Below are 22,506 nucleotides of genomic sequence, written 5' to 3'. Positions count from 1 at the left end.
GGATTTGTTCGAAAATGGGGGCGTGTACGAACGTATGACGTCACGCACAGCCATAGGTAGAAGGCATCGTCAATACCTGCCGAGCCGCTGTTGTTCGCGCCGATGCCGATCATGCAAAACACCCCGAACGCCGGGCCTGAATCCAGCATTCGGGGTGTCGTTCACCGAGGCGTTTTTTTACCGCTGCGTCAATCCCGCGCGACGTCCTTCGCCGCCGGCGAAGCCCCATGGCTGAGCCAATCGAGCACGTCGGCCGTTTCGTCGTCGCTGGCGCGTGCCCGCGCCTGCGCGACGGCCTCCGGCAGCTCGCCGTTGGTCGATGCGCGACGAATCGCAACGCCGACCGCGAGGATGTCGATCATCAGCAGATGCAGGACCCGCGAGATCATCGACAGCTGCGACTCGCGCATCTCGATGTGGTCGGTCTCGAGCGCGACGGTCGCGCGCTTCGCGAGCGGCGTGTTGCTCGACGTGATCGCGATCACCTTCGCGCCGGCCTGCATCGCGACGTCGAGCACGCGCAGCAGTTCGGGCGCGCGCCCCGACTTCGACACCGCGACGATCACGTCGCCCTTGCCGAGCAGCGCGGCCGACGCGGCCTGCATGTACAGGTCGCCGTACGCGATCGTCGGGATCCCGAAGCGGAAGAACTTGTAGTGCGCGTCCTGCGCGACGATGTTCGAGTTGCCGAGCCCGTAGAACTCGATGCGGCGCGCGCCGTTCAGGATCTCGATCGCGTTCTCGACGTGCTCGAAATTCAGGTGCTCGCGCAGTTGCAGGATCGCGGACACCGTGTTGTCGAGCACCTTCGCGCCGAAGTCGGTGGCCGTATCGCCGAGATGCACCTGGCTGTGGCTCATCGGAATCGTGCCGGTGAGGCCGGTCGCGAGCTTCAGCTTGAAATCCGACAGCCCCTGGCAGCCGAGCGAGCGGCAGAAGCGGATCACGGTCGGCTGGCTCACGTCGGCCTTGCGCGCGATGTCGACGATCGGATCGTTGATGATCGAGCGCGGATGGTTCAGCGCGAGATCGGCGACGCGGCGCTCGGCCGGCGTCAGCGCGTCGCGCATCTGGCGGATCCGCTCGAACACGGCCGACGACGCACCGCCCGAACGGTTCGACAACTGTTCCGCGAGGATCGCCGATACGCCGAGGAACGCCGGGTATTCGGCGGTGATCAGGTAGGTCGGGATGTTCTCGAGGTAGTGCGTGAAGCGGCCCTTCGCCTCGAAGCGCGCGCGGAACGACGAGCGCGTGAACAGCTCGCCCAGCTTCAGCGCGACGCCGCCGCCGATGTACACGCCGCCGAGCGCGCCGAGCGTCAGCGCGACGCTGCCCGCGAACGCGCCGAGAATCCCGCAGAAGCATTCGACCGTCTCGAGCGCGAGTGCGTCGCCCGCATGTGCGCGCTCGACGATCTCGACCGTGTCGACGGATGCGGCCACCCGCTTCTTGTCGCGCGCGGCGAGCGCACGATAGATGATCTCCATGCCGGGGCCCGCGCACACGCGCTCGAACGACACGTGCGGAAACTTCTTGCGCGCGTATTGCAGCACGAGATCCTCGCGCTCGTCCTGCGGCGCGAACGACGCATGGCCGCCTTCGCTGCCGAGCGCGATCCAGCGGTCGTCGGCCGGAATCAGGCCCGACACGCCGAGCCCGGTACCGGGCCCGAGCAGCCCGATCACGCTGTTCTGGCGGCGCGCGCCGCCGCCGACCTGCACGCGCTGCGCATCGGTCAGGCCCGGCAGCGCCATCGCGAGCGCGGTGAAGTCGTTGACGACGAGCAGCGTGTCGAAGCCGAGCGCGCGGCGCGTCGCCTCGATCGAGAAGCTCCAGTCGTGATTGGTCATCGTGACCTGGTCGCCGTCGACCGGGTTCGCGATCGCGATCGCCGCGTGGTTCACGCGGCTGATCTTCACGTCCTTCAGATACTTGCGGATCGCGTCGGTGATCGTCGGATAGTCGGCGCCGGGATAGACGCGAATCTGCGTGATCTCGCCCGGGCCGGTTTCCAGCGCGAAGCGCGCGTTGGTGCCGCCGACGTCCGCGAGCAGGCGCGGGCCGTCGGCATGCTGACCCGCGACGACCGCCTTACTTTGCGCACCAGTAGACATCGAGCTGGGTCCCCTTGTCGTTGGCCAGTTGGGAAATCGCGTTCTTCTGCAGCGACGCGGCCGCGGCGTCGAGCACGTCGCGTTTGCGCTCGCCCGCGATCAGCAGGAACAGCCGGTCGACACGCTTCAGCGCATCGAGCGAATAGCTCACGCGTGCGTGGGGTGCCGCGCCCGGATGCACGGCGACGAACCGCTCGGGCGTCGTGATCGCGTGGTCCCATTCGGGCGCGTCGGCGAAGATCGACGCGGTGTGGCCGTCCTCGCCCATGCCGAGCACGGCGACGGTCGGCACGCGGTAGTCGGCGTTCGCGTTGAGCGCGGCGACGTGCGCATCGAGCGTGGTGCGCGTGTCGACGAGCGGCAGGAAGCGGGCAGGGGCCGCCGCGTGTTGCAGCAGCGTGTCGCGCACGAGTTGCGCGTTGCTGGCCGCGTCGTCGTCCGGCACCCAGCGGTCGTCGACCAGCGTGACGTCGACGCTGGCCCAGTCGAGCGTCGCGTGCGACAGCGTATGCAGGAACGGGCGCGGGCTGGTGCCGCCGGACACCGCGAGCGTCGGGCGCGCGGGGCGGGCGAGCGCCGCGCGCAGCGCTTCGCCGACGGCGCGCGCGAGCGCTTCGCTTTGCGCTTCCTGGGTGTCGAAAGCGTGGATCTCGATCACATCTCCTCCGGACTGCTTTGTCTGTTCAAATCGTACGAATCGTGATGCACGTTGCCGCGTACGGTGGCGTACGCGGCAACGGTTTGGTTCAGTTTTCTTCTTCGAGCCAGCAGGTGTCGTGCTGCGCGAGCATCGCGCTCGACGCGGCCGGCCCCCACGTGCCCGCCGCATACGGCTTCGGCGGCTTCAGCGTGCGCGTCCATTCGTTCAGGATCGGCTCGACCCACTGCCATGCGGCTTCCTGTTCGTCGCGACGCACGAACAGCGCGAGCCGGCCGTTGATCACGTCGAGCAGCAGGCGCTGGTACGCCTCCATCTGCCCTTCCTTGAAGAACTGGTCGAACGCGAGGTCGAGGTGCACGCTCGCGAGGTTCATCCCTTCGCCCGGCTGCTTCGCGAGGCAGTACAGGCGGATCGTCTCGTTCGGCTGCAGCCGGATCACGAGACGATTCGAACCGGGGCGCAGCGCGGTCGGCCCCAGCGCCGAATGCGGTACCGGGCGGAAGTTGACGACGATCTCCGCGACGCGGTCGGCCAGACGCTTGCCGGTGCGCAGGAAGAACGGCACGCCGGCCCAGCGCCAGTTCTCGATCTCGACCTTCAGCGCGACGAAGGTTTCGGTCTGGCTGTCGGGCTTCACGCCCGGCTCGGTCGCATAGGCCGGCACCTGCGCGCCCTTGATCACGCCCGCATGATACTGGCCGCGCACGGCAACCTTGCCGATGTCGCGCGGGTCGACCGGCTTCAGCGCGCGCAGCACGCGCAGCTTTTCGTCGCGCACCGAGTCGGAATCCATCGAGTGCGGCGGCTCCATCGCGACGATCGACAGCAGCTGCAGCAGGTGGTTCTGCACCATGTCGCGCAGCGCGCCCGTATTGTCGTAGAAATCGCCACGCGCCTCGACGCCGAGCTCTTCCGCGATCGTGATCTGGATGCTCTCGACCCATTCGCGGCGCCACAGCGGCTCGAACAGCGCATTGCCGAAGCGCAGCGCGAGCAGGTTCTGTACCGGCTCCTTGCCGAGGTAGTGGTCGATCCGGTAGATCTGGCCTTCCGCGAAGATCTCGCCGACCGCGTCGTTGATCGCGTTCGACGATTTCAGGTCGTAGCCGAGCGGCTTCTCGAGCACGATGCGCGCGCCTTCGTTCAGGCCGACCGCCGCGAGCGCCTTGCAGATCGGCACGAACAGCGACGGGCCCGTCGCGAGATAGAACACGCGGATGCCGGGCAGCGAGGCGACCGCGTCGCGCAGCACGACGTAGTCCTCCGCGCGGCCGAGATCGAGGTTCACGTACTCGATGCGGTCGAGAAACGACTGCCATGCCGCGTCGTCGAATGCATTGCCGGCCGCTTTCGCCGCATGCGGCTTCACGTGCGTGTCGACCCATTCGAGATAGGCCGCCCGATCCGATTCGTGTCGCGCCACGGCGACGATCCGGCCGCCCGTCGCCAGCATGTTCGCGCGATGCGCTTCGAACAGCGCGGGCAGGATCTTGCGCATCGACAAATCGCCGGTGCCGCCGAAAAGTACGAAGGTAAAGCTGGAATCGGTATGCATGTGTCTCCGCCGTGTTGGGGGTGCCCGGAAGCGATCCGTAGTGCGATAAAAATATTTTTGACACTGAATTGTAGTTTAACTACAATCCGCCGCAAGGGGTAGCACCTGGGTGAAGAAAAAAAGAAGTGCGGTCGATGAACTGCGCGAGCTTCGCCTTCGGGAGCGCCTTGTGCCGAATGTTATCGGACATTGGCGGCGCGCACCGTTGGCGCGCCGTCGGCCCCGGGCTCGCGTCGCATCATCGCGGCGGGCCAGAAACACAAAGAGGAGACACGCCGTTGAATCTCGATTCACGCTTTCTGTAAGAGCCCGGCCGGTCATCGGCCCCGTACGCTGCATGCGTCCCGCGGCTCGATTTCCCCGTCGTTATCAAGAAGCCGGTTCCCGGTCAGGGAACCTCACGAGTTGATTCAGTCTGGAGGAGATAAGTAATGAAAGTTCGCTCGATCATGGGCGCGCTCTGCGCCGCAGGCCTGATGGCTGGCGCCGTGGCGGCGCAGGCAGCCGAGAACGTAACCGTGCTGCACTGGTGGACCTCGGGCGGCGAGTCGAAGGCCGTCGGCGTGCTGAAGGACGACCTGCAGAAGCAGGGCTACGTGTGGAAGGACTTCGCGGTCGCGGGCGGCGCCGGCGCCGCGGCGATGACCGCGCTGAAGACCAAGGTGATCAGCGGCGATTCTCCGTCGGCCGCGCAGATCAAGGGCCCGCTGATCCAGGACTGGGCCGACCAGGGCGTGCTCGTCAACATCGATTCGGCCGCCGGCGACTGGAAACAGAACCTGCCGCCGGAAATCGACAAGATCATCAAGTACAAGGGCCATACCGTCGCCGCGCCGTTCTCGGTGCACCGCGTCAACTGGCTGTACATCAACAAGGCCGCGCTCGACAAGGTCGGCGCGAAGGTGCCGACCACCTGGCCTGAATTCTTCGCGGTGGCCGACAAGCTGAAGGCCGCAGGCATCCAGCCGGTCGCGATGGGCGGCCAGCCGTGGCAGGACCTGACGCTGTGGGAAGACGTCGTGCTGTCGCAGGGCCCGGCGTTCTACAAGAAGGCGCTGGTCGACCTTGACCAGGCGACGCTGACGTCGCCGCAGATGCTGTCGGTGTTCGACACGGTGCGCAAGATCCAGGGCTACTTCGACACCGGCCGTAACGGCCGCGACTGGAACCTGGCGACCGCGATGGTCATCAACGGCAAGGCCGGCATGCAGTTCATGGGCGACTGGGCGAAGGGCGAGTTCGAGAACGCCGGCAAGAAGGCGGGCAAGGACTACGTCTGCGCGCCGGTGCCGGGCACCGCGAATTCGTACACGTTCAACGTCGACTCGTTCGTGTTCTTCCAGCAGAAGGGCGAGAAGAACGCGACGCCGGGCCAGCTCGCGCTCGCGAAGACGATCATGACGCCGGACTTCCAGGAGCAGTTCAGCCTGCTGAAGGGCTCGGTGCCCGTGCGTCTCGGCGTGAAGATGGACAAGTTCGACGATTGCGCGAAGAAGTCGTACGCCGACGAGCAGACCGCGATCAAGTCGGGCGGCTTCGTGCCGTCGCTCGCGCACGGCATGGCGCAAAGCGACGCGACCGCCGGCGCGATCACGGACGTCGTGACGAAGTTCATGAACTCGCAGCAGGATTCGAAGAGCGCGGTCGCCGCGCTCGCGAAGGCCGCGAAGGTCAAGTAACGCGCGCCAGGCGCCCGGCCGGACACGCTTCATCGGCCGGGCGTTTTTGCATGTGCAGCAAACGGGCTCGCCCGCGGGTCCGTGCCGTACCCGGCGCCGGCCCGGCCTGCGTCGCCCTCGTTCCAGGAGTCGAATCAAGTGGCTGCCCCTCTTAGCGGAAACGGATCCGGCGCTGCCGCCGCACGGCGTACGTCGCCGATGTCGGCCTTCGCCGATCGCTGGATCCCGAAGCTCGTGCTCGCGCCGAGCGTCGCGATCGCCGTGGTGTTCATCTACGGCTTCATCCTGATTACCGGCTATCTGTCGCTGACCCGCTCGCGGCTGTTGCCCAACTACGAATTCGACGGCTTCGGCCGTTACACGGACCTGTTCCAGAACGACGTGTGGTGGACCTCCGCCGCGAACCTCGGCTGGTTCGGGATCCCGTTCATCGCGATCTGCGTCGGGCTCGGGCTGTTCCTCGCGATCCTGCTCGACCAGCGGATCCGCAACGAAGGCGCGCTGCGCGCGATCTTCCTGTACCCGATGGCGCTGTCGTTCATCGTGACCGGCACCGCATGGCAGTGGATCCTGAACCCGGGCCTCGGCCTCGAGAAGGTGATGCACGACTGGGGCTGGACCAGCTTCTCGTTCGGCTGGCTCGACGATCCGGACAAGGCGATCTTCTGCGTGGTGATCGCGGCCGTGTGGCAGTCGACCGGCTTCGTGATGGCGCTGTTCCTCGCGGGGCTGCGCGGCGTCGACGGCGAGATCTTCAAGGCCGCGCAGGTCGACGGCGCGACGCTGCCGACCATCTACCGCAAGATCGTGATCCCGAGCATGCGCCCGGTGTTCTTCTCGGTGCTGCTGATCCTCTGCCACATCACGATCAAGACCTTCGACCTCGTCGTCGCGCTGACGGCGGGCGGCCCGGGCACGTCGTCGTCGCTGCCGGCCATGTTCATGTACACGTTTTCGTTCAACCGCGGCCAGCTCGGGCTCGGCGCGGCGTCCTCGGTGATGATGCTCGCGACCGTCGTCGCGGTGCTGGTGCCGCTGATGTATATGGAATCGAGGAGCACCCGCAATGCAGCCTAAGATGACGATCAGCCGGGCAGTGATCTATGCGGCACTGATCCTGTTCGCGCTGTATTTCCTGTTCCCGATCTACGTGATGCTGTCGACGTCGTTCAAGGACCTCGACCAGTTGCGCACCGGCAACCTGCTGACGCCGCCCACCACGTGGACCGTCGACCCGTGGGTGAAGGCATGGAGCGGCGCCTGTACCGGCGTGCGCTGCGACGGCATGAAGCCGTTCTTCCTGAACTCGCTGCAGATGGTGATTCCGGCCGTGCTGATCTCTTCGCTGATCGGCGCGTTCAACGGCTACGTGCTCACGCACTGGCGCTTTCGCGGCGCCGACGCGCTGTTCACGATGATGCTGGTCGGCTGCTTCATCCCGTTCCAGGTGATCCTGCTGCCGATGGCGCGCCTGCAGGGGATGCTCGGCCTCGCGAACACGATTCCGGGCCTCGTGTTCGTGCACGTCGTGTACGGGATCGCGTTCACGACGATGTTCTTCCGCAACTTCTACGTGAGCGTGCCGGCCGAACTCGTGAAGGCTGCCCGCATCGACGGCGCCGGCTTCTTCACGATCTTCACGAAGATCCTGCTGCCGGTGTCGCTGCCGATCTTCATGGTGTGCCTGATCTGGCAATTCACGCAGATCTGGAACGACTTCCTGTTCGGGATCGTGTTCTCCGGCGTCGATTCGATGCCGATCACGGTCGCGCTGAACAACCTCGTCAACACGTCGACGGGCGTGAAGGAATACAACGTCGACATGGCCGGCGCGATCATCGCCGCGCTGCCGACGCTGCTCGTCTACATCGTCGCCGGCCGCTACTTCGTGCGCGGGCTGACGGCGGGCGCGGTGAAGGGGTAGGCGCGGCGTTATCCGATACGACGAACCGGCCGCGCACCACGCGCGGCGCATCGAAACGAACCCGACGCGGCGCCCGAGTGCGCCGCGCGAGACGAGACAGAGGATTCACAGCATGGCAAGCCTTTCCATCCGTGACGTGTACAAGACCTACCCGAACGGGGTGCCGGTCCTGAAGGGTGTCGACATCGAGATCGAGGACGGACAGTTCCTGATCCTGGTCGGCGGCTCGGGCTGCGGGAAATCGACGTTGCTCAACATGATCGCCGGGCTCGAGACCGTCACGAGCGGCGAGATCTGCATCGACGGCAAGGTCGTCAACGACCTGTCGCCGAAGGATCGCGACATCGCGATGGTGTTCCAGTCGTACGCGCTGTATCCGTCGATGACGGTGCGCGAGAACATCTCGTTCGGCCTGAACATCCGCAAGGTGCCGAAGAGCGAGCAGCAGCAGATCGTCGACCGCGTGTCGGCGATGCTGCAGATCCAGCATCTGCTCGACCGCAAGCCGGGCCAACTGTCGGGCGGCCAGCGCCAGCGCGTCGCGATGGGCCGCGCGCTCGCGCGCGATCCGTCGCTGTTCCTGTTCGACGAACCGTTGTCGAACCTCGACGCGAAGCTGCGCATCGAGATGCGCGCGGAAATCAAGCTGCTGCACCAGCGTCTCGGCACGACGATCGTCTACGTGACGCACGACCAGATCGAGGCGATGACGCTCGGCGACCGGATCGCGGTGATGAAGGACGGCGTGGTCCAGCAGTTCGGTGCGCCGCAGGAGATCTACGATTCGCCGTCGAACCTGTTCGTTGCGGGGTTCATCGGCGCGCCGCCGATGAACTTCATCAACGGCAAGCTGGTCGAGCAGGGCAGCGGGATCGCGCTCGAGATCGACACGGGCCTCGCGCGCAGCGCGCTGATCCTGCCGTTCGACGCGGCGAAACTGAAGTCGCACGTCGGCCGCGAGGTGATCCTCGGCCTGCGTCCGGAGCGTATCACCGACGCGCGCAACGCACATCACGGCGAGACGTCGAAGCTGCAGCCGATCGACGTGCGCGTCGACGTGACGGAGCCGACCGGTCCGGACACGCACGTGTTCGCGCAGGTGAACGGCAAGCGGATCGTGAGCCGCGTGCATCCGGCCGCGAACCCGCAGCCGGGGCAGACGCAGTCGCTGCTGTTCGACGTGTCGAAGGCCGTGCTGTTCGATCCGGCGTCGGAAGAGCGGATCGCGTGACGCGACGCTTGCGCTGAACGAAAGACAAAGGGGCCGTTTCGATGAACGGCCCCTTTTTCGTTTCCGCGATGCGGACGATTCGTCCGCGGATGCGTCGGTCAGGTCAATGCGGCAACCGCACGTCGAACTTGAACGTCGCGAGCCGCGCGACGAGGATGAAGCCGGTCGCGAGCAGCACGCTGTACACCGAGTCGACCTGCAGCCACACGAGCAGCAGGTAGAACCAGCAGCCGACGAACGCGCAGGTCGCGTACGGCCGCGAATCGCGCAGGATCAGCGGGATGTCGTTGCACAGCACGTCGCGGACGATCCCGCCGACCACGCCGGTGATCACGCCCATCATCACCGCGATGAAGCGCGGCATCTCGGCGTCGAGCGCGATCGACGTGCCCGAGATGCTGAAGATGCCGAGCCCGATCGCGTCGGCGATCAGCAGCAGCCGTTCGGCCGACAGCCGCGACAGCATGCGCAGCACGAACGGCGCGAACAGCGCGAGCACGAAGATCGCGATCACGTAGTCGTCGTGCACGACCCAGTAGAACGGCCGGCGCTCGAGCAGGATGTCGCGCAGCGTGCCGCCGCCGAAGGCGGTCGCGAGCGCGACGACGAACGTGCCGACCGAGTCGAGGCGGTTCTTGCGCGCCTCGATGAACCCCGAAATCGCGAAAGCCAGCGTAGCGATCGCCTCCAGTATCGCGATCGCGAGCGTCAGCCTAGGATGCGGCACGCGGCCCCCGGTCGGCCGGCGCCGCGTGCGGCTGCAGCAGCACCAGCACCGCGCCCGCGCCGCCGTCGTGGCCGCGCGCCTCGCAGAATGCGATCACTTCTTCCTTCTGCACGAGCCACGCGCGCACCTTGCCTTTCAGCACCGGCTCCTTGCCGATCGAGCCGAGCCCCTTGCCGTGGATCACGCGCAGGCAGCGCAGCCCTTTCTTGCCGGCTTCGCGGATGAATTCGGCGAGCGCATCGCGCGCTTCGTCGCGCCGCATCCCGTGCAGATCGATCTGCGCCTGCACGATCCATGCGCCGCTTCTCAGCTTGCGCACGACGTCGCGGCTGATGCCGGGGCGGTGGTAATACAGCGAGTCGTCGCTGTCGAGCAGCGTCTCGGGATCGAATTCGTCGGACAGCGTTGCGTTCAGCACGGCTTCCTCGTCGCGCTGCGTCTGTTTCGGCACCGGGTCGGGCGGCATGCGGCCCGACGACGCGCGCGGCGGCGCGTTCAGCGGCCGGATCGTGCCGATTTCGTTGCGGAACAGGTTCGCGTCGGCTTCCGCCTTGCGCTCGGCCTGCACGGTTTCGATGCGCGCGCGCTCGCGCCGATCGGCTTCGCCTTGCAGCGACTTGCGCAATGCGCCGAGGCCCGCGAGGCCCTGGCCGCGCAACGCGGCCGCATCGGGCGCGGGCGGCGGCGCGGCGGGCGCCGCGGTCACGGGACGGGCAGCGATCTTCCGCTTCGCGGGATCGCTCGGATGGGGCTGGTTCTTCGCCATGATTCGGTAACGGGGCAGGCGCGTTCGGGCGCGCGGGCAGAAAAAAGCCGCTGCGCGGCGGCAGCGGCTTTCCGGTCGAGCCCGCTTCGCGGCAGCGGACGCCATTGTAGCGCCCGCCGCGGCAAGGCTCCCCGCTTACTTCTTGTCGTGCAGGCTTTCGAGGTAGCGCTGCGCGTCGAGCGCGGCCATGCAGCCCGTGCCCGCACTGGTGATCGCCTGGCGGTACACGTTGTCCTGCACGTCGCCCGCGGCGAACACGCCCGGCACGCTCGTCGACGTCGCGTTGCCTTGCAGGCCGCTCTTCGTCAGGATGTAGCCGTCCTTCATCTCCAGCTGGCCCTGGAACAGGTCGGTGTTCGGCTTGTGGCCGATCGCGACGAACACGCCCTGCACGTGCAGGTCTTCCGTCGCGCCGGTCTTCACGTTCTTGATACGCAGGCCCGTGACGCCCGATTCCTCGCCCGTCACTTCGTCGAGCACGTGATCCCACTTGATGTCGACGACGCCTTCCTTTTGCTTCTCCAGCAGGCGGTCGATCAGGATCGGCTCCGCGCGGAACTTGTCGCGGCGGTGGATCACCGTGACCTTCTTCGCGATGCCGGTCAGGTAGAGCGCTTCCTCGACGGCCGTGTTGCCGCCGCCGATCACCGCGACTTCCTGGTTGCGATAGAAGAAGCCGTCGCAGGTCGCGCAGGCCGACACGCCCTTGCCCATGAACGCTTCCTCGGAGGCCAGGCCGAGATACTGCGCGGACGCGCCGGTCGCGATGATCAGCGAATCGCACGTGTATTCGCCCGAGTCGCCGATCAGCCGGATCGGCTTTTCGTGCAGCTTCGCGGTGTGGATGTGGTCGAAGACGATTTCGGTGTTGAAGCGCTCCGCGTGCTCCTGGAAGCGCGCCATCAGTTCCGGGCCTTGCACGCCCTTCGCGTCCGCCGGCCAGTTTTCGACATCGGTCGTGGTCATCAGCTGGCCGCCCTGCGCGATGCCGGTGATCAGCACCGGGGACAGGTTGGCGCGTGCCGCGTAGACGGCAGCCGTGTAGCCGGCGGGGCCGGAACCGAGAATCAGGACTTTGGCGTGTTTGGGCGTGGACATGTGCGAATCCGTAAAAGGCGGCTGCGGCGGGCGGGATAAGGCTCGCCGGACGGTCCGGGTTGACCGGGATGCCGTCATAGATGGGTATCAGACGCGCATTATAAAGGCCCCGTTGCTGCGCTGCCGAACGAGAGTTTCAATCGTGGCGATAGCGTTTCGCGGCGTGCCGTCCGTACCGGGGCAACGGGCCGGGCGGCAGCCTGCCATGCGGCGGCGCGTTGTCGCAAGGGCGGGCATCCGGCCCGGTGGCGGCCGGCCGCGCCGGTTCGGCATGCCGTCCCCGTTATGTAACCGTCATTTACACTTGGCGGCCCGGTGCAGCGTTTACAATAAGCGCGATCGAACGACAGGCGGGCGCACGGCCCGTCCTCTTTATACGGATTCATGGCAAAAGCTCCTTATTCCGCCCAGGCACAGGCGTTGCCGCACCGGATGTCGAAGCTCCTCACGGAGATCCGCTGGATTCTCCAGGTCGCGCTCTGCGCCTTTCTGGTAATGGCCCTGCTGAGCTACAGCCGGCGCGATCCGAGCTGGACGCACGCCGCCCAGGTCGATCACATCTCGAACTGGGCCGGCCGCGTCGGCGCATGGACGGCCGACATCATCCTGCTGCTGTTCGGCCTGTCGGCCTACTGGCTGATCGTGCCGCTCGGGCGGCGCATCGCCGTCAACTACCGCCGCATCACGCGCCACGACGCGATTCCCGACGAACCGGAGCGGCCGATCGGCTGGCTCACCGAGATCTTCGCGTTCGTGCTGGTCGTGCTCGCGTGCGACGGCATCGAGGCGCTGCGCATGTGGTCGCTGAAGGTGCAGTTGCCGCGCGCGCCGGGCGGCGTCGTCGGCGAGGCCGTCGCCGGTGCGATGTCGCATGCGTTCGGCTTCACGGGCGGCACGCTGCTGCTGCTGATCGCGCTCGCGATCGGCCTGTCGCTGTATTTCCGTTTCTCGTGGCTGTCGGTCGCCGAGCGCGTCGGCGGTGCGATCCTGTCCGCGGTCAACGTCGCGAAGCTGCGCCGCGAGGCCGAGCGCGACCGCAAGCTCGGCGAGGCCGCGGCGGTGCGCCGCGAAGGCAAGGTCGAGGAAGAGCGCGTACGTATCGAGGATCACGAGCCGGTGACGATCGTGCCGCCGGTCGTCACGCCGGCGAAGTCCGAGCGCGTCGAGCGCGAGCGCCAGGTGCCGCTCTTTACCGACTTGCCGGGCGATTCGACGCTGCCGCCGGTGTCGCTGCTCGACCCGGCACCGAAGACGCAGGAAGCGATTTCCGCCGATACGCTCGAATTCACGTCGCGCCTGATCGAGAAGAAGCTGAAGGACTTCGGCGTCGAGGCGAGCGTCGTCGCCGCGTATCCGGGCCCGGTCGTCACGCGCTACGAGATCGAGCCGGCCACCGGCGTGAAGGGCAGCCAGATCGTCAACCTCGCGAAGGATCTCGCGCGTTCGCTGTCGCTCGTGTCGATCCGCGTGGTCGAGACGATTCCCGGCAAGAACTACATGGCGCTCGAGCTGCCGAACCAGCGCCGGCAGACGGTGCACCTGTCGGAGATCATCGGCTCCGAGGTGTATGCGGCCGCGTCGTCGGCGCTGACGCTGAGCCTCGGCAAGGACATCGGCGGCAAGCCGGTGTGCGCGGATCTCGCGAAGATGCCGCACCTGCTGGTGGCCGGTACGACCGGTTCGGGCAAGTCGGTCGGGATCAACGCGATGATCCTGTCGCTGCTGTACAAGGCCACCGCCGAGCAGGTGCGCCTGATCCTGATCGATCCGAAGATGCTCGAAATGAGCGTCTACGAAGGCATTCCGCACCTGCTGTGCCCGGTCGTCACCGACATGCGCCAGGCCGGCCATGCGCTGAACTGGACGGTCGCGGAGATGGAGCGCCGCTACAAGCTGATGAGCAAGCTCGGCGTGCGCAATCTCGCCGGCTACAACAACAAGATCGACGAGGCGGCGAAGCGCGAGGAGAAGATCCCGAACCCGTTCAGCCTGACGCCGGAAGATCCCGAGCCGCTCGGCCGCCTGCCGAACATCGTCGTCGTGATCGACGAGCTGGCCGACCTGATGATGGTCGTCGGCAAGAAGGTCGAGGAGCTGATCGCGCGGATCGCGCAGAAGGCGCGTGCGGCCGGCATCCACCTGATCCTCGCGACGCAGCGTCCGTCGGTCGACGTGATCACCGGCCTGATCAAGGCGAACGTGCCGACGCGGATCGCGTTCCAGGTGTCGTCGAAGATCGACTCGCGCACGATTCTCGACCAGATGGGCGCCGAGTCGCTGCTCGGGATGGGCGACATGCTGTACCTGCCGCCGGGCTCGGGGCTGCCCGTGCGCGTGCACGGCGCGTTCGTCGCCGACGATGAAGTGCATCGCGTCGTCGAGAAGCTCAAGGAGCAGGGCGAGCCGAACTACGTCGAGGGTCTGCTCGAAGGCGGCACCGCCGACGGCGACGAGGGCTCGGCCGGCGCGGGAACCGGCGAAGGCGGCGGCGAGTCTGATCCGCTGTACGACCAGGCGGTCGAGATCGTCATCAAGAACCGCCGCGCGTCGATCTCGCTCGTGCAACGCCATCTGCGAATCGGCTACAACCGCGCGGCGCGGCTGCTCGAGCAGATGGAGCAGTCGGGGCTCGTGTCGGCGATGTCGTCGAGCGGCAACCGCGAAATTCTTGTGCCGGCGCGCGACGCGGAATGAGTCCGCGGCGCCCGCCGCGCCGGCCACCCAGGGAGAAAACCGCAATATGCAGCAACTTTCGTTCGCCCCTTCCCTTCGTTCGACGCGGCGCTGGCTCGGCGCGGCGCTCGCCGGCGCATCGCTGATGCTCGCGGCGACGCACGCGTTCGCGGGCGGCACCGAGCAACTGAAGGCCTTCGTGTCGCAGGTGCGTTCGGCGAAGGGCGATTTCACGCAGCAGATCGTCAAGGCGCCGGCCAAGGGCGCGAGCGCCGCGCAAGCCGCGCCGAAGCCCACCGACAATTCGAGCGGCACGTTCGTGTTCGCGCGGCCGGGCAAGTTCATCTGGACGTACCAGAAGCCGTACCAGCAGGTGCTGCAGGCCGACGGCGACAAGCTCTACGTGTACGACCGCGACCTGAACCAGGTTACCGAGCGCAAGCTGAACGGCGCGCTGGGCGCAAGCCCCGCGGCGATCCTGTTCGGCAGCAACGATCTCGACAAGAACTACACGCTGCGCGATGCCGGCGAGAAGGGCGGCATCGAGTGGCTCGAGATGCTGCCGAAGGCGCAGGACACGCAGTTCCAGCGGATCGGCATCGGTTTCCGCAACGGCACGCTCGCCGCGATGGAGCTGCACGACGTGTTCGGCAACGTGACGCTGCTGACCTTCACGAACATCCAGACGAACCCGTCGCTGAAGGGCGATACGTTCAAGTTCGTCGTGCCGAAGGGCGCGGACGTGATCAACGGCTGACCTTCGCTGCGCCGTTTTCCCGACACGGGCCTGCCGGCGACGGCAGGCCCGTGTTGTTTTGGGGCGCGTGCAACGGACGCGTGTAACGGGCGCGTGCAACAGACGCGGGTACCAGGCGCGTGCAACAGGCGCGGGGCAAGCGCGGGCGCCGCGCGGCGGTGCCGTCGCGCGGCTGTCATAATGTCAGGTCCGGCGGCCGGTTCGGCCGCGACCGTTTGATGTGGAGCGAGGGTTCATGTCCGACCTGTTTCAAGTCGAGCCGCGCCGCCCGCTCGCCGAGGCGCTGCGGCCGAAGACGCTCGCCGAGGTGATCGGCCAGACGCATTTGCTGGGCGAAGGCAAGCCGCTGCGGCTCGCGTTCGAATCGGGCAAGCCGCATTCGATGATCCTGTGGGGGCCGCCCGGCGTCGGCAAGACGACGCTCGCGCGGCTCACCGCGCTCGCGTTCGACTGCGAGTTCATCGCGCTGTCCGCGGTGCTCGGCGGCGTGAAGGACATCCGCGAGTCGATGGAGCAGGCGAAGGACACGCTGAACCGTACCGGCCGCCACACGATCCTGTTCGTCGACGAGATCCACCGTTTCAACAAGGGGCAGCAGGATGCGCTGCTGCCGTTCGTCGAATCGGGCCTCGTGACCTTCATCGGCGCGACGACCGAAAACCCGAGTTTCGAGGTCAATTCGGCATTGCTGTCGCGGGCGCAGGTGTACGTGCTGAAGTCGCTGAACGATGACGAGATGCGCCAGTTGCTGAAGCGTGCGCAGGAAATCGCGCTCGACGGCCTCGCGTTCGACGACAAGGCGATCGATACGCTGGTCGGCTACGCGGACGGCGACGCGCGCCGCTTCCTGAACCTGCTCGAACAGGCGCAGACGGCGGCGACGTCGGCCGGGGTCGCGACGATCGATGCCGATTTCGTCAGCAACGCGATGACGCTGAACGCGCGGCGCTTCGACAAGGGCGGCGACAACTTCTACGACCAGATTTCGGCGCTGCACAAGTCGGTGCGCGGGTCGAGCCCGGACGGCGCGCTGTACTGGTTCTGCCGGATGATCGACGGCGGCGCGGATCCGAAGTATCTCGCGCGGCGCATCGTGCGGATGGCGTGGGAAGACATCGGCCTGGCCGACCCGCGCGCGTTGCAGGTGGCGAACGACGCGGCCGAAACCTACGAGCGGCTCGGCTCGCCGGAAGGCGAACTCGCGCTCGGGCAGGCGGTGATCTATCTCGCGTGCGCGGCGAAGAGCAACGCCGGCTACAACGCGTTCAACCAGGCGATGGCGTTCGTGAAGCAGGACAAGTCGCGCGAGGTGCCCGTGCACCTGCGCAACGCGCCGACCAGGCTGATGAAGGAGCTCGGCTACGGCCACGCTTATCGTTACGCGCACGACGAGCCGAACGCGTACGCAGCCGGCGAGACGTACCTGCCGGACGGGATGCGCGAGCCGCGCTGGTATCAGCCGGTGCCGCGCGGGCTCGAGTCGAAGATCGCCGAGAAGCTCGCCTGGCTGCGCGAGCTCGATCGCGAGGCCGGCAAGAAGGATTGACGGCGCCGCGCGCGCCGGTTCGATCCGCGCCGCCGCTCAGGCGTCAGCGCTTGCGGGCGGGCTGCTGTTTCTTCCAGTATTCGAACGGCTCTTCGTGGCATTCGATGTCGAGTTCGGCGACCCGTGCATGCAGGCGTTCCTGCGCGTCGGCGATCGCGAGGTTGTAGATCGCCGGCGCGACTTCCTGAATGAAGAAATGCAGCAGCGCGCCGGCCTGGATGTTGCCGATCGGCTCGTCCATGTTTTCTGTGAAATAACGTTGCAGCGACGCGATCGCGCGGTCGCGGACATCCTTGTCGAGTTCGATGGTCATCGGATTCCTTGGGAGCTGTGACGCGGAGCCGGCGCTCCGCCCGATTCGGTTGCCGCCGGCCGGCGCGGGCGTGGTGCGATCCGTCATGGCCACGCGCGCAGCAATTCGCCGGCTGCCGATGCGGCGGACCGCGAATGCGATACTGCCATGGCTGCCCATTTGCGGCATTGTCCGTCCGGCCGACGCCGTGGCGGCCGCGCGGTGCGTTAGAATTCCCGTCTTACACAACGATTTTCCAAGTCCTCCCATGCTCGACATCCAGTTGCTGCGCAAAGACCTCGACGGCGTCGCCAAGCGCCTCGCCGATCGCGGCTACACCCTCGACGTCGCCGCGTTCTCCGCACTCGAAGCGGAACGCCGCGCGATCCAGACCCACACCGAAGAGCTCCAGGCGCGCCGCAACAGCCTGTCGAAGCAGATCGGCGCGATGAAGGGCAAGGGCGAGGACACGTCGGCCGTGATGGCCGAGGTCAGCGGGATCGGCGATGACATGAAGGCGTCGGAAGCCAAGCTCGGCGAGATCCAGGCGCGCCTGTCCGACCTGATGCTGGGCATGCCGAACGTCGCGCACGACAGCGTGCCGGTCGGCAAGGACGAAGCCGACAACGTCGAGGCGCGCCGCTGGGGCACGCCGCGGCAGTTCGACTTCGCAGTGAAGGATCACGTCGACGTCGGCACCCCGCTCGGCCTCGATTTCGAGACGGGCGCGAAGCTCGCCGGGGCGCGCTTCACGATGCTGCGCGGCCCGATCGCGCGCCTGCACCGCGCGCTCGCGCAGTTCATGATCGACACGCACACGCAGCAGCACGGCTATACCGAAACGTATACGCCGTACATCGTGAACCCGGAGATCCTGTACGGCACGGGCCAGTTGCCGAAATTCGCGGACGACATGTTCCGCGTCGAGAAGGGCGGTGCGGAAAACACGGTCACGCAATACCTGATCTCCACGTCCGAGATTTCGCTGACGAACACCGTGCGCGAGTCGATCGTCGACGCATCGGCGCTGCCGATCAAGCTCACCGCGCATTCGCCGTGCTTCCGCTCGGAAGCCGGTTCGTACGGCCGCGACACGCGCGGGATGATCCGTCAGCACCAGTTCGACAAGGTCGAGATGGTGCAGGTCGTCGCGCCGGAAACGTCGTACGCGGCGCTCGACGAGATGGTCGGCCACGCGGAAGCGATCCTGCAGAAGCTCGGCCTGCCGTACCGCGTGATCACGCTGTGCACGGGCGACATGGGCTTCTCGGCCGCGAAGACGTTCGACCTCGAGGTATGGCTGCCCGCGCAGAACACCTATCGCGAGATCTCGAGCTGCTCGAACACCGAGGCGTTCCAGGCGCGCCGGATGCAGGCGCGGTTCCGCAACGCGCAGGGCAAGCCGGAGCTCGTGCATACGCTGAACGGTTCGGGCCTGGCGGTCGGCCGCACGCTCGTCGCGGTGCTGGAGAACTACCAGAACGCGGACGGCTCGGTCACGGTGCCGGAAGTGCTGCGTCCGTACATGGGCGGCATGGAGCGGATCGACGCGCCGGTGCAGGCGTCGTAACGCCGGTCTTTCGCGCCCTCGCAAAAAATTTGCAGAAAGGGCTTGTCAGCTGCGAATCGATCGTCTTATAATCTTTTTCTCGCGGAAACGACCAGCCGCGAAATGCAGTAAGGAAGGAGAGGTGGCAGAGTGGTCGAATGTACCTGACTCGAAATCAGGCGTACGGTTTCCCCGTACCGTGGGTTCGAATCCCACCCTCTCCGCCAAAATACGAAGCCCCTTGATCCGAAAGGATCAAGGGGTTTTTCGTTTTGGGTCGTCGGTGCAGTGCGTCGATTGCGGATGCGGTGACGACAGGCGGCTACGGGCGCATCGCGTCGTGCCGGACGATAGCGGCGCGATCGTGCCGCCTCATCGATGCAGGCTCGCTGCATGACGAATACGGTCGCCCGTGCGGCACTGACTGTCGGAAGTCCTGAAGGTTTTGCATTGCTGACCGGCCGATTGCCGTCGTCACCGGGCCATGTTCGCGTTGCCGGAAATCGGGTGACGGCGTCGCTGCCGCACCGTGCGCCTGCGAAACCGGATGCCGGCGCGCCGACCGTCTGAAGCAGCGCTCGCCGGCTTCTACACAGTGCTGCCGACCCATCAGCCCGCCGCCGGATACTGCGCCAGCACCCTGTCGCGGATCGCCGGCTTGATATTCGATTGCGCCATGTCGCCGCGATAGTGCGCGACGACCCGCGGGTTCATCACGCGATACCAGAGCGGCGGCACGTACGCGAACAGGATCATCGTCGCGTAGCCGGCCGGCAATTGCGGCGCATCGTCGAAGTGGCGCAGCGCCTGGTACGAGCGCGTCGGATTCGCGTGATGGTCGGCGTGCCGCTGCAACTGGTACAGGAACAGATTCGTGACGACGTGATTGCTGTTCCACGAATGCTGCGGCGTGCAGCGTTCGTAGCGCCCGTTCGGCAGCTTGCGGCGGCCGAGCCCGTAGTGCTCGACGTAGTTCACCACTTCGAGCAGCGACGCGCCGTAGACGGCCTGGATCACGAGGAACGGGATCACGACCTTGCCGGCCATCGCGATCGCGATGCCCCACACGACGGCGGTCATCGCCCATGCATGCAGTACTTCGTTGCGCCAGGTCCACGGCGAATGCCCGAGCCGTTCGAGGCGCGCCTGTTCGAGCCGCCACGCCGAGCGGATGCTGCCGGTCACCGTACGCGGCAGGAACGCCCAGAACGACTCGCCGTAGCGCGCGCTCGCCGGATCCTCGGCCGTCGCGACGCGCACGTGATGGCCGCGATTGTGCTCGACGTAGAAGTGGCCGTACGCGACCGGCGCGAGCGTGATCTTCGCGAGCCAGCGTTCGAAGCGGTCGGTCTTGTGCCCGAGCTCGTGCGCGGTGTTGATCGAGATGCCCGTTGCGGCGCCGAGCGACAGCGCGAAGCCGACGTAGTCGTACCACGCGAGCGCGTGCGTGCCGACGATCCACACGCACATGAAGAACGCAACGTATTCGACGAACGTCGCGAGATAGACGATGTATCGGTAATAGCGCTCGCGTTCGAGGTGCGGCACGACCGCTTCGGGCGGATTGTCGCGATCGTCGCCGATCAGCGTGTCGAGGATCGGGATCACGCCGAACGCGAACAGCGGGCCGAACCACCAGAACACGTGAAAGCCCGTCGCCAGCGCGAGCTGCGCGGCGAGGATCGGCAGCGTGATCGTCAGCGCGCCGAGCAGCCACAGGTAACGCTTGCCATCCGACCAGCCCGAGGCCGATCCGTCGGTCATTGTCATTGTCTCCCTCCAGTCGGCCGGCCCGCAGGTGACCGCATGCAAGATTGTTCGAATCCTCGTGGTCCGCGACGCGCGCGGCAGCGCCGGATCGTTGCCCGGTTCTGCCTGTTATACGACTGGTGCGCGCACTTGCCAAACCCCCGCGCTAGGCGTGGCGCTCCAAACGACGAGGTGCGCGGGCCGGAGGGCGGGAGGGGGCGCTACGCGCCGATTGAAACGTGCTGACGACGGCGCCTCGATCCGCGCGGCGGCGCCTTCGTCGGACGATTGGCTCGGCGTGCGGCGCGCACAGGCCGGTGTGACGGGGCTGCAACGAATGTTGCATCGCAATAACGAGGCCGCCGAAGCAGGGGCGCCGCGCGCTTTTCGTTGGCTTATATTACGTAGCATTACGGCCACGGCGACACGTTCCAACGCAGTGCCAAACCGGTCGGCCGCGCATCGCAAGGAGAACGACGCAAAGCGCCGGATCACGCGATCGCGCCCACCGTCCCGTCGTCGCGCGCGTCGATGCCCCGATGCTGCACCTGCACACCGGGCGCCGCGAGTCGTCGCTGATGACATCTGCCGCCTTTCGATCCGCGCTGCCATTTGAAAATTACGATTTGACTCATGCCCCGCTTTCGGTTGAAGCTACTAGCTTGCTGTCCGAAGGGGGCTGTGCCTGCATGAGTTCGACCTTGACCGTTCGTCGTATCGCTGCCGATCAGGGCGGCGTGTATCGCGAACTCCGCGCCGCATCGCTGCGTGAGCCCTATGCGCCCGGCGAAGCGCCGGAGGCCGAATTGCTGACCGTCGAAACGGACGCGGCGTCGGCGATCGCCGCGCAGCGCGCCGTGTCCGACGAGTCGACGACTTTCCTGCTGTACACCGAAGGCCACCCGGCCGGCATGATCGGCGCGTATTTCGACAACACGCCCGATCGGCGCGCGTTCGTCAGCGAACTGTGGGTCGCGCATGCGGTGCGTCATCTGCGCGGCGGCGTGCTGCTGCTGGAGACGGCCACCGCATGGCTCGCCGAGCGCGGCGCCACCGACGTCTACGCGTGGATCGCCGATGCGAACCGCAACGCGATCCGCTTCTACGAGCGTGCCGGTTTCGGCAACACCGGTGAACATGCGCCGATCGCGCGGATGCCCGGCGCGATGAAATCGCTGTTCGTGTCGCAGGTGAAGCACTGACCCGACCTCGAAATAGCCCGCCGCGCGGCGCGACGAAAGCCCGATCGCCCGCCGGCCTGCCCGCCTGCCGATTGCGCGTCCGCCCGGGCCGCCGCAATCCCGAGTCCCAAAAATAATGGCCGCTCGCGTGGACGCCTGTAAAATACGCAAAAAATTTTTGCAGAGTGTCCATGTCGCTTAAAAAATCGCCATTCTTCGAGCTGCGCAGCGGATCGGTCGATACGTTGCTGTTCACCGTGAAGACGACCGATCTCGACGCGTTGCGTACCGAACTGGTCAAGCGCTTCGAAGCGACTCCCGAGTTTTTCGCCGACGATGTCGTCGCAATCGACGTCCGCCGCCTGGCTGACGGCGAGCGCGTCGCGCTCGCGGACATCCGCCAGATGCTGAACGACGTGCGGATGCGTCCGGTGGGCGTCGTCGCACTGGCAACGCAGGGCTGGGCGGGGGAAGCCGGCCTGCCGTTGCTGGAGGCGCGCGATCGCCGCGCGCCGGCCGCGAAACCGGCCGACGAAGCGGAACCGGCGGCCGTGCCAGCCGTCGAGCCCGCCGCCGCTGCGGCAGCCGCAGCGGCGCCCGAACAGCCGTCGGAACCCGCGCCGACACTCGTGCAGGCCGGCGGCCAGACGCTGGTGATCGACCGGCCGTTGCGTTCGGGGCAGCAGATTTACGCGAAAGGAGACCTCGTGGTGCTCGCGCCGGTCAGTCACGGCGCGGAAATCATCGCGGAAGGCAATATCCACATCTACGCGCCGTTGCGCGGCCGCGCGCTCGCGGGCGTGCACGGCAATCACGACGCGCGCATTTTCTGCACGTGTCTCGAACCGGAACTGATTTCGATCGCGGGTATCTATCGAACGACCGAGAACCCGCTGCCCGCCGACGTACTGGGCAAATCGGTACAGATCCGGCTCGAAGAGGAAAAACTGATGATCGAACCGCTGCGCCTGACGTGATTCACGCGGTGCGCTCCGGATCGA

Annotated in this window: 18 protein-coding genes and 1 tRNA gene; 11 read left to right on the top strand and 8 right to left on the bottom strand. The window is 66.6% G+C overall.

What is annotated here, in order from left to right; translation table 11 throughout:
* Positions 1 to 188: 188 nt before the first annotated feature.
* From J8I35_RS18665 to zwf, 3 genes are all read right to left on the bottom strand, one after another.
* Positions 189 to 2,117: a bifunctional transcriptional regulator/glucokinase gene (locus J8I35_RS18665; protein WP_050011605.1), complete on the bottom strand. Its 1,929-nt coding sequence runs from the start codon at positions 2,115 to 2,117 to the stop codon at positions 189 to 191.
* Complete coding sequence (gene pgl, locus J8I35_RS18660) at positions 2,095 to 2,775, bottom strand: 6-phosphogluconolactonase (RefSeq protein ID WP_050011604.1); 681 nt, start codon at positions 2,773 to 2,775, stop codon at positions 2,095 to 2,097. Before pgl ends, J8I35_RS18665 begins: the two co-directional genes overlap by 23 nt.
* 88 nt (positions 2,776 to 2,863) lie before the next feature.
* Positions 2,864 to 4,333 carry a glucose-6-phosphate dehydrogenase gene (gene zwf, locus J8I35_RS18655; RefSeq protein ID WP_124651167.1) on the bottom strand — a complete coding sequence of 490 codons (1,470 nt, stop codon included), beginning with the start codon at positions 4,331 to 4,333 and terminating at the stop codon, positions 2,864 to 2,866.
* Positions 4,334 to 4,764: 431 nt separating this feature from the next.
* Between zwf and J8I35_RS18650 the strand changes: the two genes are divergently transcribed.
* The 4 genes from J8I35_RS18650 to ugpC all read left to right on the top strand — a co-directional run bounded on the left by J8I35_RS18650 (position 4,765) and on the right by ugpC (position 9,167).
* Positions 4,765 to 6,012 (top strand): ABC transporter substrate-binding protein, encoded by a 1,248-nt coding sequence (locus tag J8I35_RS18650; RefSeq protein WP_124556064.1) that lies wholly within the window; start codon positions 4,765 to 4,767, stop codon positions 6,010 to 6,012.
* A gap of 138 nt (positions 6,013 to 6,150) precedes the next feature.
* Positions 6,151 to 7,089, top strand: coding sequence for a sugar ABC transporter permease (locus J8I35_RS18645; RefSeq protein ID WP_011544827.1), 939 nt, complete (start codon positions 6,151 to 6,153; stop codon positions 7,087 to 7,089).
* Positions 7,079 to 7,936: a carbohydrate ABC transporter permease gene (locus J8I35_RS18640; RefSeq protein WP_011544828.1), complete on the top strand. Its 858-nt coding sequence runs from the start codon at positions 7,079 to 7,081 to the stop codon at positions 7,934 to 7,936. Before J8I35_RS18645 ends, J8I35_RS18640 begins: the two co-directional genes overlap by 11 nt.
* A 112-nt stretch (positions 7,937 to 8,048) precedes the next feature.
* Positions 8,049 to 9,167, top strand: coding sequence for a sn-glycerol-3-phosphate ABC transporter ATP-binding protein UgpC (gene ugpC / locus J8I35_RS18635; protein WP_209926495.1), 1,119 nt, complete (start codon positions 8,049 to 8,051; stop codon positions 9,165 to 9,167).
* Between the two features lie 103 nt (positions 9,168 to 9,270).
* Here the strand turns inward: ugpC and J8I35_RS18630 are convergent, their stop codons facing one another.
* From J8I35_RS18630 to trxB, 3 genes are all read right to left on the bottom strand, one after another.
* Positions 9,271 to 9,894 (bottom strand): trimeric intracellular cation channel family protein, encoded by a 624-nt coding sequence (locus tag J8I35_RS18630; RefSeq protein WP_089488245.1) that lies wholly within the window; start codon positions 9,892 to 9,894, stop codon positions 9,271 to 9,273.
* The gene (locus J8I35_RS18625; protein WP_050011601.1) at positions 9,881 to 10,660 is read right to left on the bottom strand and encodes a Smr/MutS family protein; all 780 of its coding nucleotides are present in this window, start codon (positions 10,658 to 10,660) and stop codon (positions 9,881 to 9,883) included. The genes J8I35_RS18630 and J8I35_RS18625 overlap by 14 nt, the downstream gene beginning before the upstream one ends.
* 135 nt (positions 10,661 to 10,795) lie before the next feature.
* A complete protein-coding gene (gene trxB / locus J8I35_RS18620) occupies positions 10,796 to 11,758 on the bottom strand; it encodes a thioredoxin-disulfide reductase (protein WP_050011600.1) in 963 nt (320 codons plus the stop codon).
* Between the two features lie 384 nt (positions 11,759 to 12,142).
* Here trxB and J8I35_RS18615 point away from each other — a divergent pair, with 384 nt between their 5' ends.
* From J8I35_RS18615 to J8I35_RS18605, 3 genes are all read left to right on the top strand, one after another.
* On the top strand, positions 12,143 to 14,452 hold the full coding sequence (locus J8I35_RS18615; RefSeq protein WP_069621126.1) for a DNA translocase FtsK: 2,310 nt from the start codon (positions 12,143 to 12,145) through the stop codon (positions 14,450 to 14,452).
* 46 nt (positions 14,453 to 14,498) lie between these two features.
* Positions 14,499 to 15,188 carry an outer membrane lipoprotein chaperone LolA gene (lolA, locus tag J8I35_RS18610; RefSeq protein WP_069621125.1) on the top strand — a complete coding sequence of 230 codons (690 nt, stop codon included), beginning with the start codon at positions 14,499 to 14,501 and terminating at the stop codon, positions 15,186 to 15,188.
* A gap of 235 nt (positions 15,189 to 15,423) precedes the next feature.
* Positions 15,424 to 16,734 (top strand): replication-associated recombination protein A, encoded by a 1,311-nt coding sequence (locus J8I35_RS18605; protein ID WP_011544833.1) that lies wholly within the window; start codon positions 15,424 to 15,426, stop codon positions 16,732 to 16,734.
* A 43-nt stretch (positions 16,735 to 16,777) separates the two neighbouring features.
* Here J8I35_RS18605 and J8I35_RS18600 read toward each other — a convergent pair whose 3' ends face one another.
* A complete protein-coding gene (locus J8I35_RS18600; RefSeq protein ID WP_050011597.1) occupies positions 16,778 to 17,047 on the bottom strand; it encodes a DUF2164 domain-containing protein in 270 nt (89 codons plus the stop codon).
* A gap of 247 nt (positions 17,048 to 17,294) precedes the next feature.
* Between J8I35_RS18600 and serS the strand changes: the two genes are divergently transcribed.
* Positions 17,295 to 18,596, top strand: coding sequence for a serine--tRNA ligase (serS, locus tag J8I35_RS18595; RefSeq protein ID WP_050011596.1), 1,302 nt, complete (start codon positions 17,295 to 17,297; stop codon positions 18,594 to 18,596).
* 115 nt (positions 18,597 to 18,711) lie between these two features.
* A tRNA-Ser gene (locus J8I35_RS18590) sits at positions 18,712 to 18,802 on the top strand.
* Between the two features lie 382 nt (positions 18,803 to 19,184).
* On the opposite strand, the gene J8I35_RS18585 is transcribed toward J8I35_RS18590, so the two are convergent.
* Entirely contained in the window at positions 19,185 to 20,345 is a 1,161-nt protein-coding gene (locus J8I35_RS18585; RefSeq protein ID WP_209926494.1) for an alkane 1-monooxygenase, read from the bottom strand.
* A 557-nt stretch (positions 20,346 to 20,902) separates the two neighbouring features.
* On the opposite strand from J8I35_RS18585, the gene J8I35_RS18580 reads away from it, so the two are divergent.
* Entirely contained in the window at positions 20,903 to 21,526 is a 624-nt protein-coding gene (locus J8I35_RS18580) for a GNAT family N-acetyltransferase (RefSeq protein ID WP_244140649.1), read from the top strand.
* A gap of 170 nt (positions 21,527 to 21,696) precedes the next feature.
* Positions 21,697 to 22,482 carry a septum site-determining protein MinC gene (gene minC / locus J8I35_RS18575; RefSeq protein WP_046545139.1) on the top strand — a complete coding sequence of 262 codons (786 nt, stop codon included), beginning with the start codon at positions 21,697 to 21,699 and terminating at the stop codon, positions 22,480 to 22,482.
* Positions 22,483 to 22,506: the final 24 nt, after the last annotated feature.

Source organism: Burkholderia sp. CpTa8-5 (assembly GCF_017815045.1).
Lineage (GTDB): Bacteria > Pseudomonadota > Gammaproteobacteria > Burkholderiales > Burkholderiaceae > Burkholderia > Burkholderia sola.
This window is presented reverse-complemented; position numbering and strand designations above follow the sequence as displayed.